Here is a 16664-nt window from a genome sequence, read left to right as displayed (position 1 = left end):
CGGGTGCACTGCAGGAAATGGGTGCACCGTAATGACGACAAACCGGCGAGAAGTTACTCCCCTTGTTGCGCGGATAGTAGCAGCGGTAAAAGATAACGCCAAGAGGCATCTTCACTGCCGTCAAAAATAAATCGGGGCCCCATCAAGGAGCCCCGCAAGCAGGTTCAACACAGCCCCATCAGAGCGGGTCGACCTTGAGGCAGGAGACCGCGTGATCGAAGTTCCCCTCCAGCACGGGGCGGGTCTTGGCGCACTCGGGGCCAGCCACCGGGCAGCGGGTGCGGAACACGCAACCGGACGGCGGGTTCATCGGTGAGGGCAAATCCCCCTCCAGGATCTGGATCACCTTGTTGCGCTCCAGCTCAGGGTCCGGGATTGGCACCGCTGACATCAGCGCCTTGGTGTAGGGGTGCAGCGGATTGGCGAAGATCTCCTTGCGGGTCCCCAGCTCAACGGCGTTGCCCAGATACATCACCAGCACCCGGTCGGAGATATGTTTGACCACCGACAGGTCGTGGGCGATGAAGATAAGCGACAGCCCCATCTCCTTTTGCAGGGATTTGAGCAGGTTGACCACCTGTGCCTGGATAGAGACATCAAGCGCTGACACCGGCTCATCGCAGATGATCATCTTGGGCTCGAGGATCAGCGCCCGGGCGATACCGATCCGCTGGCACTGGCCGCCAGAAAACTCGTGCGGGTAGCGGTTGACCAGGTTGGGCAAGAGCCCCACCTTGCTCATCATGGCGCGCACCTTCTCCTTCACCTCTTCCCGTGGCAGGTTGGGATAGAAGGTGATGAGCGGCTCGGCAATGATGTCGCCGATGGTCATGCGCGGGTTCAGAGAAGCCAGCGGGTCCTGGAAGATCATCTGGATCTCTTTGCGCTTCTCGCGCAGGGCATTCTGATCGAGCTTGGTGAGATCGTCACCCAGCCACACCACCTTGCCATCGGTGGCCGGTACCAGACCGATGATGGCGCGGGCAAAGGTCGATTTGCCGCAGCCGGATTCACCCACCACGCCGAGGGTTTCACCCTCATAGAGACGCAAGGTCACGCCATCGACCGCCTTGAGGTCAGACGGCTTGGCCCAGGGCCACGCCTTGCCACTCTTGATACTGAAGTGGACCTTGAGGTCAGACACTTCCAACAGCAATTTTTTGTCGGCACCCATTTAGTTGGCCCCCTTGTTCATGGCATCCGAAACCCAGTGACAGGCACGCTCCCGACCGTCGTTGAAGGGGGTCAAGATCGGTGACTGCTGGCCGCAAATTTCGCTGACACGGTGGCAACGCTCCTGGAAGGGGCAACCGGTGGGCAGACGCAGCAGGTTGGGCGGATTGCCCGGGATGGTGGGCAGCACTTCCCCTTCGGTATCGAGGCGGGGAATGGCGCGCAGCAAACCTTCGGTGTAGGGGTGGCTCGGGCGATAGAAGATATCGTCTACCTTGCCGTACTCCATGGTACGACCGGCATACATCACCAGCACCTTGTTGCAGATACCGGCGACTACGCCAAGGTCATGGGTGATCATGATGATGGCGGTGTTGAACTCGCGCTTGAGCTCGTTCATCAGAGTCATGATCTGGGCCTGTACGGTCACGTCGAGCGCGGTGGTCGGCTCGTCGGCGATCAGCAGTTGCGGCCGGCAGAGCAGTGCCATGGCGATCATCACCCGCTGACGCATGCCGCCGGAGAACTCGTGGGGATACATGCCCATCCGCTTGCGTGCTTCGGGAATTTTGACCGCATCGAGCATCCGTACCGACTCTTCGAACGCTTCCGCCTTGCTGACGCCCTTATGCAACATCAGCACTTCCATCAGCTGATCCTGCACCTTCATGTAGGGGTTGAGCGAGGTCATGGGGTCCTGAAAGATCATGGCGATCTTCTCGGAGCGGATCTTGTTGAGCTTGGACTCCGGCAGGTTGAGGATCTCCTCACCCTGAAACTTGGCGGAACCGGTAATAATGCCGTTTTTGGCCAGCAGCCCCATGATGGCAAAGGCCGTCTGGGATTTGCCGGAGCCGGACTCGCCGACAATCCCCAGGGTTTCACCCGCAGAGAGAGAAAAGTTGAGGTCGTTGACCGCCACCACATTGCCGTCCGGGGTCTTGAACTCGACCCGCAGATCTTTCACATCCAGTAACTTCATATAAAAACTCCTTATCGATCTTTCGTGATGCTTTCCTGTCGATCCGGTGCTCGATTAACGATCTTTCGGATCGAGGGCGTCACGCAGACCATCCCCGAGGAAGTTGAAGCAAAACAGGGTCACCACCATAAAGCAGGCGGGGAACAGCAGTTGCCAGATGGCCACTTCCATCGACTTGGAGCCTTCATCCAGCAGGGCACCCCAGCTGGTCATCGGTTCCTGAACACCAAGGCCCAGGAAACTCAGGAAGGATTCAAACATGATCATCCCCGGCACCAGCAAGGTGGCGTAGACGGCCACGATACCGAGTACGTTCGGAACGATGTGACGGGTGATGATCTTCCACTTGGAGACGCCACAGACGTGGGCTGCCTCGATAAACTCCTTGCTCTTGAGGCTGAGAGTCTGGCCGCGCACGATCCGCGCCATGTCGAGCCAGCTCACCGCCCCGATGGCGATAAAGATGAGAGCCAGATTGCGGCCAAAGAAGGTGACCAGCATGATGACAAAGAACATGAAGGGGAAGGCGTTGAGGATCTCCAGTACCCGCATCATCAGACTGTCGACCCGCCCGCCGATAAAACCGGAGGCCGCGCCATACAAAGTACCGATGATGACCGCCACCATGGCGCCCATGATGCCGACCATCAGTGAGATGCGACCGCCCAGCAGGGTGCGCACGAACAGATCGCGCCCCAGACTGTCGGTTCCGAAGTAGTGACCCGCTTCCATATCCGGCGGCGACTGCATGGCGCCCCAGTCCGGATCGTCAAAGGTGTATTGGGACAAATGGGGGCCAAAGATGACCGCCAGACCGATGATGGTCAGAATGATCAGGCTGGTCAGGGCCGCCTTGTTGCGCAGGAAACGGCGACGGGCATCCTTCCACAGGGAGCGCCCCTCCACCACTTCCACTTTTTGCGCGAACGCCTCAACGGCATCGCGTTTTTCAGTTGAAACAACCATGATGAACTCCCGAATTAGTAACGGATCTTGGGATCGATAAAGGCGTAGAGGATATCGACCACAGCGTTAAAGGTGATGGTGAGGGCGCCGACCAGAATGGTCAGACCGAGCACCATGGAGTAATCACGGTTAAGGGCACCGTTGACGAACAGCTGACCGATCCCCGGCAGGCCGAAGATGGTCTCGATCACCACGGAACCTGTGATGATGCCGACAAAGGCCGGGCCCAGATAGGAGACCACCGGCAGCATGGCCGGACGTAGCGCGTGTTTCAGGATGATGTGGCGCAGCGGCAACCCCTTGGCACGGGCGGTACGGATGAAGTTGGAGTTCATGGTCTCGATCATGCTGCCCCGCATGATCCGCGAGATGGCAGAGATGTAGTACATCATCATGCCGAACACCGGCAGCACCATAAACTGGATGCCCCCCCCCTGCCATCCACCGGCAGGGAACCAGCCAAGATGAATACTGAAGAACAGCACCAGCAAGGGCGCCAGCACAAAGCCCGGGATCACCACCCCGGCCATGGCCGACGACATCAGCAGATAGTCGATGATGGTGTTCTGTTTCAGTGCCGCTATGGTGCCGAAAGTGACCCCCAGCAGCACGGCGAAGAAGAAGGCCGTGGTCCCGATCTTGGCGGAAACAGGCAGCGCCTGGCTCACCAGATCATTGACGGTGAAATCCTTGTATTTGAAAGAGGGGCCCAAATCACCCTGCACCAGGTTGCCCAGGTAGGTGAGATATTGCATGCCAATGGGTTTGTCGAGCCCATATTTGGCCTCGATATTGGCGATGACTTCGGGGGGGAGCGAGCGCTCGCTGGTAAAGGGGTTACCCGGGGCGAAACGCATCATGAAGAAAGAGACGGTGATCAAGACCAGCAGAGTCGGGATCGCTTCCAATAGCCGTTTAAAAATGAATTTCAACATAGACATTTCCTGTCCTGTACTGCTTCCAAAGGGTCGCGGTTGTAATAAAGGCCCGCCGTCCGGCGGGCCCTGCTTGTTATGCGACTTGTTGCTTTAAATCAGTGAGCAATGATGTACATATCTTTGCTGTAGAGGTTATCCAGCGGGTTGGCCGGGTAGCCGCCTACATAGGGTTTGACCATACGGGCAGTCACGTACTGGTAGATGGGGGCGATCGGCATGTCCTTGGCCAGGATCTCTTCCGCCTGGACGTAGAGCTTGTTACGGGCAGCCACATCGACCTGATCACGGGATGAATCCATCAGCTTGTCGAACTCCGGATTGGAGTACTTGCCGTCGTTGTTGCCGTGGGTGGTCTGCATCAGATCCAGCATGGAGGAGGCTTCGTTGTAATCGGCGATCCAGCCGGCACGACCTACGTCAAACTGACCCTGTTTCTTGGTTTCCAGGTAAGTTTTCCACTCCTGGTTGACCAGGCTCACCTGCACGCCCAGCTTCTTCCACATGGAGGCCACGGCCACAGCCACTTTCTTGTGGTTGTCGTCGGTGTTGTAGAGCAGCTCGAACTTCAGCGGCTTGCTGGCATCGAAACCGGCCTCTTGCAGCAGCTCTTTTGCCTTGGCATCGCGCTCGGCCTGGGTCATCTTCGACCATTCCGGAGCCACCGGCTTGAAGCCATCGACGAAGTCCGGCACCAGGGTGTAACCCGGCGTCTGGCCCTGACCCATCACCTTGTCGGCGATCACGTTGCGATCGATGGCATAGGAGAGCGCAGTACGGACACGTACATCGTCAAACGGCTTCTTCTTGACGTTGTACTGGTAGTAGTAAGTACCAACATAACCGGTCACTTTCAGCTCGTCCGGCTTCTCTTTCTTCATCTGCTTGAAGCGCTCGATGGGCATCTGATAGGTGATGTCCACTTCGCCCGCCAGATAGCGGCTCAGGTCGGCGTTGGTAGACTGGATGGGCAGATAGACCACCTTGTTGATAACGGTCTTGCCATCGTTCCAGTAGTGCTTGTTGCGCTCCACTTCGACGCGCTCGTTCACCACCCAGTTCTTCAGGGTATAGGCACCGTTGGATACCATATTTTCCGGCTGGGTCCACTTGTCACCGAACTTCTCGATCACCTTCTTCGGGACCGGATAGGTGGTGGTGTGGGAGAGCATGCTGACGAAGTAAGGGATCGCTTTCTCAAGCTGCACTTCGAAGGTGTAGTCGTCGGTCGCCTTCACGCCCAGCGTATCAGCCGGCTTTTTACCTGCGATGATCTCGGAGGCATTGGCAATGGTCGGGATCTCCAGATACCAGGAGTAAGGAGAGGCGGTTTTCGGATCAACGGCACGCTGGAAAGCAAAAACGAAATCGTGGGCAGTGACCGGGTCACCATTGGACCACTTGGCATCTTTGCGCAGGTGGAAGACGTAGTGCTTGTTATCCTTGGTTTCCCAGGATTCAGCCACAGCCGGGAGAATTTCCCCTTTCGGGCCGGAAGCAACGAGACCCTCGAACAGGTCGCGCAGGATATTGGATTCGACCGTTCCTTCGGTCTTGTGCGGGTCAAGGGTCGCAGGCTCGGAGCCGTTGCCTTTTACCAGTTGCTGGACTTCAGCCAGCTTGGTTCCCGCCGGGACATCGGCAGCCTGAGCCACATTGACGCCACCAAACAGTGCAGCCACCAGCAATGTGTTAATCATTGTTTTTTTATGAGTCATTTCCCTACTCCAACAAGAACATTCCATGCATTTTTTAAAAAGTGACGGGGTTAAAACCCGCTCCCAGCATAATTCCCTGCCAATTCCGATAATGCAACAGATATTGTCAGGGTAATCGTCATTTTCTGGTCAAAAAATCAGCTGGCACGCGCTTTTTCAGTATTAAAACACCAACAAAACGCTCATTTTTCACACAAACGACCGATTCTAGAAAAGACCGGGCAAAAAGCAACCAATAAAAAGCCGGTCACGAGGACCGGCTTTCATAAAGCGGAGCTGGCTCACATCAGGCTGGGGAAAACCCCCTTGATGCCGGCCACCATGATCTCGATACCCAGCGACATCATGATAAGACCCATGATACGGGTCACCACGTTGATGCCGGTGTTGCCCATGATCTTGAACAGCAGCGGCGCGGCGCGGAAGATGAGCCAGGAGCAGAAGGAGAAGACAACGACAACCACTGACATGCCGAGCAGCTGCTGCCAGTGGCTCTGGCTGGCATAGACAATTACCGAGGAGATGGCACCTGGGCCCGCCATCAGCGGCAGCGCCAGCGGTACCACGGCGATAGACTCGCGCACCGCCAGTTCACCCTTCTCCTGTTTGTTGTGCTTCACCTCGCCCAGCTTGCCCTGCAGCATCGACCAGGCAATCAGGGTAATCAGCGACCCACCGGCGATCCGGAACGACGCCAGCGAGATGCCAAACCCATCGAGGATCAGCTGCCCCATATACATGGAGACCAGCAGGATCACCATCACCGCGATATTGGCAGTGGTATTGGTTTTCATCCGCTCGGCCTGGGTATGGTGGCTGGTCAGGCTGACAAACACCGGCAACAAACCAAGCGGGTTGATAATTGCGAACAAACCGACAAAAAACTTCAGATACAACGAGACGTCAATTGCTGCCATAGGCGCCTTCCAATAGAGTTTCGGGCCCAGCGGGCCAGTCCATTAATTTCGTGCGTAAATTTACATCATAGCCAGAGCGGGCACCAATCAAATAATCTCACCATTTTGAGGGTTTTTTAGTTAGTTCATCTAATGCATCCGCGCTAACTGGCATAAACCGATGTCAAAAGCCCTTTCTACCGCCCGACACGCGCCAGAAAAGTGAGCACAAGCCTGCTTAGTCATGACCAGAGAATAAGACGGTGACTGACCGAATGACCAAGCGACTCGAGAGAATCCAAGCTTTGCCTTCCCACTATTTCAGGCCAGACATCACTTCATTGACTCGGCAAGAGAGCCACAATGCAAAAACCGGGAAAGGGGGCAGAAATGGCCCCCTCGGGGAATAAAGCGGATTAGTCATGGATTAAAACAACAATCATTTTTGCAACAAACGCTGGAATAAAGTGCGTTTGTCGGTGATTTTGAAACCAATTCACTCATATTCGCTAACCTATACCGCCAAAATAGCTCTGTAACACTATGGCTGAGTGCAATTAACCACTTGATAAATGTGGTTTATTACCATGCATTAACAAGTCTCTCATCTTTCCCTTTGATGCACATTCCGATAACATCAGTCAAACAAGGATTGTGAAATAAAATTTCTTTTGTTCTTTTGTTACACATGATCCAGATCAAGTTTTTCTGAGTCAGCCCCGCTCTATAATCGACTCAGAAAGCGATTTAGTAAGGCATGTGAAAAAGCTGTTGCAACGATACCGTCTTGACAGGGCGACTATAATTGCCGGGCATTGCCAACGTCTTACTAAACAGTTTTCAAATAATCAGGAGATAAACATGGCAGTAACCAATTTGGCTGAACTGGATGCACTGGTCGCCCGCGTTAAGGAAGCCCAGCGTGAATTCGCCAGCTTCTCTCAAGAGCAGGTAGACAAGATCTTCCGTGCCGCCGCCCTGGCCGCCAACAACGCCCGTATCCCCCTGGCCCAGATGGCCGTGGAAGAATCCGGTATGGGTATCATCGAAGACAAGGTTATCAAGAACCACTTCGCCTCCGAATACATCTACAACAAGTACAAAGACGAGAAGACCTGCGGCATTCTGAGCGAAGATGATCAGATGGGTACCATCACCATCGCCGAGCCGGTAGGTATCATCTGTGGTATCGTTCCGACCACCAACCCGACCTCCACTGCGATCTTCAAATCCATGATCGCGCTCAAGACCCGCAACGCCATCATCTTCTCCCCGCACCCCCGCGCCAAGAACTCCACCAATACCGCTGCCAAGCTGGTACTGGATGCCGCTGTTGCCGCCGGTGCACCGAAAGACATCATCGGCTGGATCGACCAACCGTCTGTTGAGCTCTCCAACGCCCTGATGAAGCACGAAGACATCAACCTGATCCTGGCCACCGGTGGCCCGGGCATGGTGAAAGCAGCCTACTCCTCCGGTAAGCCTGCTATCGGTGTGGGTGCCGGTAACGTACCTATCGTTATCGACGAAACCGCCGACGTGAAGCGTGCCGTTGCCTCCATCCTGATGTCCAAGACTTTCGATAACGGCGTGGTCTGTGCTTCCGAGCAGGCGGTCATCGTTGTTGATGCCATCTACGACCAGGTTAAAGAGCGCTTTGCATCCCACAAGGGCCACGTGCTCTCCAAAGAAGATGCAGACAAGGTCCGTAAAGTCATCCTGATCAACGGTGCCCTGAACGCCAACATCGTTGGCCAGCCGGCTACCAAGATTGCCGAGATGGCAGGTGTGACTGTACCGGCTGATACCAAGATCCTGATCGGTGAAGGCGTCAAGCTGTGTGCAGAAGACGAGTTTGCTCACGAGAAATTGTCCCCGCTGCTCGGTATGTTCCGTGCAAGCAGCTTCGAAAACGCCGTTGATATGGCCTGTGACATGGTCAACATCGGTGGTATCGGCCACACCTCAGGTCTGTACACCGACCAGGATCGCAACGCTGACCGCATCAAGTACTTCGGCGACAAGATGAAGACCGCGCGTATCCTGATCAACACTCCGTCTACCCAAGGCGGTATCGGTGACCTGTACAACTTCGCAATGGCACCGTCCCTGACCCTGGGTTGCGGCTCCTGGAGTGGTAACTCCATCTCCGAAAACGTGGGTCCGAAGCACCTGATCAACAAGAAGACAGTCGCAAAACGGGCAGAAAACATGCTGTGGCACAAACTTCCGAAATCCATCTACTTCCGTCGTGGTTCCCTGCCGATCGCTCTGAGCGACCTGGAAGGTAAAAAGCGTGCCATGGTCGTGACCGACCGCTTCCTGTTCAACAACGGCTACGCCGATGAACTGGTCAGCCTGCTGAAAGCACAGAATATGGAAGTGGAAGTGTTCTACGAAGTAGAAGCTGACCCGACCCTGGCTGTGGTTCGCAAGGGTGCCGAGATGGCCAACTCCTTCAAACCGGACGTTATCCTGGCGCTGGGCGGTGGTTCACCGATGGATGCGGCCAAGATCATGTGGGTGATGTACGAGCACCCGAACACTGCGTTCGAAGATCTGGCCATGCGCTTCATGGACATCCGCAAGCGTATCTACAAGTTCCCGAAAATGGGCGTGAAGGCCGAACTGGTCTGTATCACCACCACTTCCGGTACCGGCTCTGAAGTCACTCCGTTTGCGGTAGTAACCGATGAAGTGTCTGGTCAGAAGTATCCGCTGGCTGACTACGAGCTGACCCCGAACATGGCCATCGTTGATGCCAACCTGGTCATGGGTATGCCGAAGTCCCTGTGTGCCTTCGGTGGTATCGATGCCGTGACTCACGCCATGGAAGCCTATGTTTCCGTACTGGCTAACGAGTACTCCGACGGTCAGGCGCTGCAAGCCCTGAAAATGCTGAAAGAGTACCTGCCATCCAGCTACCAGAACGGTGCCAACGACCCGATCGCTCGCGAGAAGGTGCACAATGCTGCCACCATCGCCGGTATCGCGTTCGCCAACGCCTTCCTGGGTGTGTGCCACTCCATGGCTCACAAACTGGGTGCCGAGTTCCACATTCCGCACGGTCTGGCTAACGCCCTGCTGATCAGCAACGTCATCCGCTACAACGCGAACGACAACCCGACCAAGCAGACTGCGTTCTCCCAGTACGACCGTCCGCAGGCTCGTCGTCGTTATGCCGAAGTCGCTGACCACCTGGGTCTGACTGCTGCCGGTGACCGCACCGCAGCCAAGATCGAGAAGCTGCTGACCTGGCTGGACGAGCTGAAGGCTACCTTGGGTATCCCGGCCTCTATCCGCGAAGCTGGCGTGACTGAAGCTGACTTCCTGGCCAAGGTTGACCAGCTGGCTATCGAAGCCTTCGATGACCAGTGCACCGGCGCCAACCCGCGCTACCCGCTGATCAGCGAGCTGAAGCAGGTTCTGCTGGACTCCTACTACGGTCGTCCGTTCACCGAAGCCGCTCCGGTAACTGCTGCCCCGGTTGAAGCCAAGGTTGAAGGCAAGAAGAAATCCAAGGCCTGATAACCAGTCCTGAGATAACAAGCCCGCGCACTGCGCGGGCTTTTTTTATCTGCTACTAATCACAGCCATCATCTCCCTGACGACTGCGCAAGTGCAGCACCTATCTTCCAGACCAACCAACCAACCAACCAACCACCCAACTCGCCCCAGCCAATCCGTTATCGACATCCCAACCTGTGACTCTGTATTGATGGGCCCCTGTGATAACAAGAGCACGCCCCATCACCTCCTCTCCCCTACCCGCAACGCAATTATCCTGACGGGTCGTTGCGAGCAGTGAACCCCATCTACAGAGCTAAAGGAGTGATAAACAGAATAAGCGGAGCATCGCTAACGCAATGCTGCAGAACTGCCGACTGGCGTACGTACAGGGCCAACCGACTGGCATGAATAGAGCAATGATAATGCGCAGAGAAAGCGGGAAAGACTGTCAGTGAAGAGAGTTGCAGCACCAGTTGCGCAACCGACACATCAGCAGTTGCCACGATGCAAAGATAAAAAAATGGCAGCCATCTGGCTGCCATCGGGAGAGCACAATTCAGCGATCAGAGGGTCGCAGCGACTTCATCGGAGATGGAGCCGTTGTGGTAAACCTCTTGCACATCGTCCAGATCTTCCAGCATGTCGATCAGACGCATCAGCTTGGGTGCAGTCTCTGCATCCAGCTCCGCTTCGGTGGAGGGGATCATGGTCACTTCGGCGCTCTGGGCCTTGAAGCCGGCAGCTTCCAGACCGTCCAGCACGGTACCGAAGTCGTTCGGGGTGGTGTACACCTCGATGGTGCCATCCTCTTCGGTGACCACGTCATCGGCGCCTGCTTCCAGCGCGGCATCCATCAGGGCATCTTCGTCTACCCCAACGAAGGTCAGCAGACCTTTCTTGCTGAACAGATAGGCGACGGAGCCGTCGGTACCCAGGTTGCCACCGCACTTGCTGAAGGCGTGGCGCACTTCGGCTACGGTACGGTTACGGTTGTCGGTCAGGCACTCTACCATCACGGCAGAGCCAGCCGGGCCGTAACCTTCGTATACGATGGTCTCGAGCTGTTCACCATCGCCACCACCAGCGCCACGCTGAATGGCACGGTTGATGGTGTCGCGGGTCATGTTGTTGGTCAGGGCGGCAGTCACCGCAGCACGCAGACGCGGGTTGTTGGCCGGATCGGCATCACCCAGACGCGCGGAGGTAGTGATTTCGCGGATCAGCTTGGTGAAGATCTTGCCACGCTTGGCGTCCTGAGCGGCCTTGCGGTGTTTGATGTTGGCCCATTTACTGTGACCTGCCATAGAGACTCTCCGTTATTTTTTAAATGTCAGTAACACTGATCATGACTAACCCAAGGGAAACACAGAGGCCGCACGGCGGCGGCCTCCGGTGCCGGTATCGGCTTACTCGTCGCCCTTGATGGTGGTTGCAATCGCCAGCTCACCCAGTTGGGCGGCGTTGGCAAGGCTGGGGGCGTCTGTCATCAGACAGGCAGCCGCGGTCGTTTTCGGGAAGGCGATGACGTCCCGAATGTTCTCGGTGCCGGTCAGCAGCATGCTGAGACGGTCAAGACCGAAGGCCAGACCGGCGTGCGGCGGGGTACCGTACTTCAGCGCATCCAGCAGGAAGCCGAACTTCAGGCGCTGCTCGGCCGGGGTGATACCCAGGATGTCGAACACGGTGGATTGCATCTCGCTGTTATGGATACGGACAGAGCCGCCACCCACTTCGTAGCCGTTGATCACCATGTCGTAGGCGTTGGCGTAAGCACCCACAGGGTTGGCTTTCAGCTCGGCCGGGCTCATGTTGCTCGGCGCGGTGAACGGGTGGTGCATGGCGGCCAGACCACCTTCACCATCTTCCTCGAACATCGGGAAGTCGATAACCCACAGCGGTTTCCAGCTGTTCTCCAGCAGACCCAGATCGCGACCCACTTTCAGACGCAGGGCGCCCATGGCATCGCAGACCACTTTCTTGCTGTCAGCGCCAAAGAAGATGATGTCGCCGTCGGCAGCGCCGGCACGGGCCAGGATCTCGCGCACGATGGCGTCAGAGAGAAACTTGGCAACCGGAGACTGCACGCCTTCGATACCATTGGCGGCTTCGTTGACCTTCATCCAGGCCAGGCCCTTGGCACCGTAGATGCCGACAAACTTGGTGTATTCGTCGATCTGCTTGCGGGAGAGCTCGGCACCGCCCGGTACTTTCAGGGCTGCCACGCGGCCTTTCAGATCGTTGGCAGGGCCGGCGAACACGGCGAACTCGACGGCAGTCAGCAGATCAGCCACATCGACCAGCTCCATCGGCAGACGCAGGTCCGGCTTGTCGGAGCCGTAACGACGCATGGCTTCGTCGAAGGTCATGATCGGGAAGTCGCCCAGATCCACGTTCAGGATGTGCAGCCACAGTTTGCGGATCATCTCTTCCATCACTTCACGCACTTGCGGCGCGGTCATGAAGGAGGTCTCCACGTCGATCTGGGTGAATTCCGGCTGGCGGTCGGCACGCAGGTCTTCGTCACGGAAGCACTTGACGATCTGGTAGTAACGGTCGAAGCCGGACATCATCAGCAGTTGCTTGAACAGCTGGGGAGATTGCGGCAGAGCGTAGAACTTGCCCTTGTGCACGCGGCTCGGCACCAGATAGTCACGGGCACCTTCCGGGGTGGCCTTGGTCAGCATCGGGGTCTCGATATCGAGGAAGCCGTGCTCGTCCATGAAGCGGCGTACGAAGGCGCTGGCCTTGGCACGGGTCTTCAGGTACTTGGCCATCTCGGGACGACGCAGATCCAGGTAGCGATACTTGAGGCTGATCTCTTCGCTGTTGACCTGATTGAAGTCCAGCGGCAGCGGCTCGGCACGGTTGATGATGTTGAGTTCGTGGGCGAACACTTCGATGGCGCCAGTGGCCATGTCGCTGTTGCGCTGGGACTCGGGACGGGTGCGCACCACGCCGGTCACCTGGATGCAGAACTCGCCGCGCAGCTCGGAGGCCAGGGCGAACGCGTCCGGCTTGTCCGGATCGAAGAACACCTGAACGATCCCTTCCCGGTCGCGCATATCGATAAAGATCAGACCGCCGAGATCACGACGACGATGAACCCAACCGCACAATGTAATGGTCTGCCCTGCATGGGCCTCATTGACCTGTCCGCAATAGATAGAGCGCATGGACTTCTTCCTTCGAAATTGTAGAGAGACGGTTAACCTTGGGCCGCCGGGCACGACTGGCAAGCACCGTCTGTCTCACAGCTGGCCAGATTCTTTTTCTTACCCGGTTTGAAATCAGTCTCGTACCATCCGGTTCCCTTGAGCCGGAAGCCTGCCGCCGATATCAGCTTGACCAGATTCGGCTTGCTACAGGCCGGACAGTCGGTCAGGGGGGCATCGGAAAGCTTTTGCAGTTTTGCCAATTCATGGCCACAGACGTCGCAACGATATTCGTAGATAGGCATGGGTCACAAGAAATTGAAAAACAAAAGGGCTGGCATTATAGAGGAAAACCCCCTTTTGGGTAAAATGGCCAGCAGCCTCCTTTCGCCAGTTTTTTGCACTCGATGGCAAAAAGCGGGCAAAAAATCGGCACGAATGCACCAAGAGCGAAGAGAATAGCCATCATGAGCCTCTATTTGGGCCTGCCGCAGTGGTCCCACCCCAGCTGGCCCGGCCAGTTGCTGGGCCTTGGCGCCAAGCCTGCCGAACACCTCGCCCACTACGCGACCGTCTTCAACTCGGTGGAGGGTAACACCACCTTCTACGCCCTGCCGACACCGGACACGGTACAGCGCTGGGCCGATGCGGTGCCCGATCACTTTCGTTTCAACTTCAAATTTCCGCAAACCATCAGCCACCAGAGCGATCTGGTGAGCGCAGACAAACAAGTCGCCGACTTTATTCGCCTGCTCGCCCCGCTGCACGACAAGCTGGGGCTGCTCACCCTGCAGTTGCCCGCCCGTTTCGGGCCACAGGGGCTGGCCAGACTGGCGGCCTTTATCGAGCGGCTGCCACGGGCGTTTCGCTACGCCCTCGAAGTGCGCCACCCCGACTTCTTCGCCAAGGGGGAGGCCGAGCGTGCATTGAACCGGCTGCTCATGGAACAAGGCATCAACCGGGTGATGCTCGACAGCCGGCCACTCTTCTCGGTGCCAGCAACCACGCCAGCCCTTGTCGATGCCCAGGGCAAGAAACCGCGCCTGCCGGTGCATCTGCTGGCCACCGCCAACGCCCCCATGGTGCGCTTTATCGGCCTTCCGGATCCGGCGGCCAATCACCCCTTCCTGCCCAGCTGGCTCCCCCACTGGCGCCAGTGGCTCGCGGAGGGGAAAGATCTCTACCTCTATATACATACTGCCGACAACGCCCAGGCACCTGAGCTGGCCCGTCAGATCACCCGCTTGCTGGAGCAGGAGATGGCCCCCTGGCCGGGGGAAAACGATCGCGCACGGCAGGGAGTGCTGCGCTTTTAGCCAACCCATTCTGCGGCCATCGTTTCGCTGCAAAAAAAGTGCTTTTTTGTGGCGTGGCAAGCCCTGGCGTCAAGACAAACGGCCATCAATCCTCTACACTACCGCCCCAAGTAAGGGTCCGGAACATGGCCCGTACGAACAGGACAGGTCCAAAGGATTTCATGACCAGCCACCCCGTTCGTAAACAGGTGATAAATCTACTCTGATGGGTGTCACCCAACGACTCAATTGAACAATACAGCCGGGTGATGTCCCGACTGTCAGGTTGCGCCAGCATGCATACCAAAGATCAAATTTTTGCCGCCCCGATCGCCCGATTGGGAGACTTCTGTTTTGACGAACAGGTCGTCGACGTGTTTCCCGATATGATCCAGCGCTCGGTGCCGGGTTACAGTAACATCATCTCTGCCATCGGCATGATGGCCGCCCGCTACGCCCAACCCGAGAGCCGACTCTATGATCTTGGCTGCTCACTGGGCGCCGCGACCCAGGCGATGCGTCGCCATGTCAGCCAGCCCGGCTGCCGCATCACCGCGGTGGATCTCTCCCATCCGATGATCGAGCGCGCCCGCGCCCACCTCTCCGGTTTCAAATCCGAGGTGCCGGTGGAGCTGGTGGAAGCAGATATCTGCGACATCGAGATCGAGAACGCCTCAGTGGTGGTGCTCAACTTCACCCTGCAATTTGTCGAACCAGAGAAACGGGCCGCCCTGATCCAGCGCATTCACGATGGTCTGCGCCCGGGCGGGATCCTGATCCTGAGCGAAAAGTTCCGCTTCGAAGATGAACCGGTCAACGAGCTGCTCATCGATCTGCATCTCGACTTCAAGCGGGCCAATGGCTACAGCGAGCTGGAGATCAGCCAGAAACGCACCGCCCTTGAGAACGTGATGCGCACCGACAGCCTGCCGGTGCATCAGGCGCGCCTGCGGGATGCCGGTTTCGTCCATCAGGATCTCTGGTTCCAGTGCTTCAACTTCGGCTCCATGATTGCCATCAAATCCAGCGACGCCCAGCCATGATCGACTTTGCCAATTTCTATCAACTGATTGCCAAAAACCGGCTGAGCCACTGGCTGCATACCCTGCCCGCCCAACTGCATGCTTGGCAACATGACAACCAGCATGGCGACCTGCCGCGCTGGAACCGCGCCCTCAACAAGCTACCGGTGGTCTCCCCCGGCAACATCGAGCTGAAAAGCCGGGTCGAGATTGGCTCGGCCGAGAGCCTTGGCGAAGGTGAACGCAAGAAGGTCGAGAGCCTGCTGCGCCACTTCATGCCCTGGCGCAAGGGGCCGTTCACCGTGCACGGCATCCACATCGACACCGAGTGGCGCTCTGACTGGAAGTGGGATCGGGTGCTGCCCCATATCAGCCCGCTCGAAGGGCGTTACGTGCTGGATGTGGGTTGCGGCAGCGGCTACCACCTCTGGCGCATGGTGGGTGAAGGGGCCAAGCTGGCGGTCGGCATCGACCCTAGCCCGCTGTTCCTCTGCCAGTTCGAGGCCATTCGCCACTTCGCGGGCAATGATCAGCGCGCCCACCTGCTGCCGCTCGGTATTCAGGAGCTGCCGGAGCTGCGTGCCTTTGACACCGTCTTCTCCATGGGGGTGCTCTATCACCGCAAATCCCCCATCGAGCACATCGAGCAGCTGCGCAATCAATTGAAAGATGATGGCGAGCTGGTGCTGGAGACGCTGGTGATTGACGGCGGGGTCAACGACGTGCTGATGCCCACCGATCGTTACGGCAAGATGCGCAACGTCTGGTTTATTCCCTCAAGCCGCGCCCTCAAGCTGTGGGTCGAGCGCTGCGGCTTCACCGACGTGCGGATAGTAGACGAGAATATGACCAGCACCGACGAACAGCGTCGTACCGACTGGATGATTAATGAATCCCTGAGTGACTATCTGGATCCAGACAATCCGGCACTCACGGTAGAAGGACACCCGGCGCCGAAACGTGCCGTACTGATTGCCCGCAAGGCCAAAGACTAGCCGATGGCGATTCAGGAAGT

Annotated in this window: 13 protein-coding genes; 4 read left to right on the top strand and 9 right to left on the bottom strand. The window is 57.2% G+C overall.

Annotation, left to right across the window (positions count from 1 at the left end; genetic code table 11):
- Positions 1–178: 178 nt before the first annotated feature.
- From oppF to ACTG2T_RS17340, 6 genes are all read right to left on the bottom strand, one after another.
- On the bottom strand, positions 179–1174 hold the full coding sequence (gene oppF / locus ACTG2T_RS17365; protein ID WP_005337666.1) for a murein tripeptide/oligopeptide ABC transporter ATP binding protein OppF: 996 nt from the start codon (positions 1172–1174) through the stop codon (positions 179–181).
- Positions 1175–2155: an ABC transporter ATP-binding protein gene (locus ACTG2T_RS17360; protein ID WP_005337668.1), complete on the bottom strand. Its 981-nt coding sequence runs from the start codon at positions 2153–2155 to the stop codon at positions 1175–1177. It abuts the gene before it with no gap.
- A gap of 54 nt (positions 2156–2209) precedes the next feature.
- Positions 2210–3121, bottom strand: a complete 912-nt coding sequence (gene oppC / locus ACTG2T_RS17355) for an oligopeptide ABC transporter permease OppC (RefSeq protein WP_005337670.1) — start codon at positions 3119–3121, stop codon at positions 2210–2212.
- Positions 3122–3135: 14 nt separating this feature from the next.
- Positions 3136–4056, bottom strand: coding sequence for an oligopeptide ABC transporter permease OppB (gene oppB / locus ACTG2T_RS17350; protein ID WP_005337672.1), 921 nt, complete (start codon positions 4054–4056; stop codon positions 3136–3138).
- Between the two features lie 98 nt (positions 4057–4154).
- Entirely contained in the window at positions 4155–5774 is a 1620-nt protein-coding gene (locus ACTG2T_RS17345; protein ID WP_167558099.1) for an ABC transporter substrate-binding protein, read from the bottom strand.
- Positions 5775–6055: 281 nt separating this feature from the next.
- Positions 6056–6691: a YchE family NAAT transporter gene (locus ACTG2T_RS17340; RefSeq protein WP_005337678.1), complete on the bottom strand. Its 636-nt coding sequence runs from the start codon at positions 6689–6691 to the stop codon at positions 6056–6058.
- Between the two features lie 840 nt (positions 6692–7531).
- Between ACTG2T_RS17340 and adhE the strand changes: the two genes are divergently transcribed.
- Complete coding sequence (gene adhE / locus ACTG2T_RS17335; protein WP_019446648.1) at positions 7532–10198, top strand: bifunctional acetaldehyde-CoA/alcohol dehydrogenase; 2667 nt, start codon at positions 7532–7534, stop codon at positions 10196–10198.
- A gap of 545 nt (positions 10199–10743) precedes the next feature.
- Here adhE and ACTG2T_RS17330 read toward each other — a convergent pair.
- From ACTG2T_RS17330 to ACTG2T_RS17320, 3 genes are all read right to left on the bottom strand, one after another.
- Positions 10744–11484 (bottom strand): YebC/PmpR family DNA-binding transcriptional regulator, encoded by a 741-nt coding sequence (locus ACTG2T_RS17330; RefSeq protein WP_005337681.1) that lies wholly within the window; start codon positions 11482–11484, stop codon positions 10744–10746.
- A gap of 102 nt (positions 11485–11586) precedes the next feature.
- Positions 11587–13353 carry an aspartate--tRNA ligase gene (aspS, locus tag ACTG2T_RS17325; protein WP_330124849.1) on the bottom strand — a complete coding sequence of 589 codons (1767 nt, stop codon included), beginning with the start codon at positions 13351–13353 and terminating at the stop codon, positions 11587–11589.
- A 32-nt stretch (positions 13354–13385) separates the two neighbouring features.
- Complete coding sequence (locus ACTG2T_RS17320; RefSeq protein WP_005337686.1) at positions 13386–13637, bottom strand: FmdB family zinc ribbon protein; 252 nt, start codon at positions 13635–13637, stop codon at positions 13386–13388.
- Between the two features lie 162 nt (positions 13638–13799).
- Between ACTG2T_RS17320 and ACTG2T_RS17315 the strand changes: the two genes are divergently transcribed.
- The 3 genes from ACTG2T_RS17315 to cmoB all read left to right on the top strand — a co-directional run bounded on the left by ACTG2T_RS17315 (position 13800) and on the right by cmoB (position 16644).
- Positions 13800–14648 (top strand): DUF72 domain-containing protein, encoded by an 849-nt coding sequence (locus ACTG2T_RS17315; protein WP_107682322.1) that lies wholly within the window; start codon positions 13800–13802, stop codon positions 14646–14648.
- A 275-nt stretch (positions 14649–14923) separates the two neighbouring features.
- Positions 14924–15670 (top strand): carboxy-S-adenosyl-L-methionine synthase CmoA, encoded by a 747-nt coding sequence (gene cmoA, locus ACTG2T_RS17310; RefSeq protein ID WP_005353159.1) that lies wholly within the window; start codon positions 14924–14926, stop codon positions 15668–15670.
- Positions 15667–16644, top strand: a complete 978-nt coding sequence (gene cmoB / locus ACTG2T_RS17305; RefSeq protein ID WP_013723597.1) for a tRNA 5-methoxyuridine(34)/uridine 5-oxyacetic acid(34) synthase CmoB — start codon at positions 15667–15669, stop codon at positions 16642–16644. Before cmoA ends, cmoB begins: the two co-directional genes overlap by 4 nt.
- The last annotated feature ends 20 nt before the right edge of the window (positions 16645–16664 follow it).

The sequence above is a fragment of the Aeromonas sp. 75A genome (assembly GCF_051919425.1).
Taxonomy (GTDB): domain Bacteria; phylum Pseudomonadota; class Gammaproteobacteria; order Enterobacterales; family Aeromonadaceae; genus Aeromonas; species Aeromonas veronii.
This window is presented reverse-complemented; position numbering and strand designations above follow the sequence as displayed.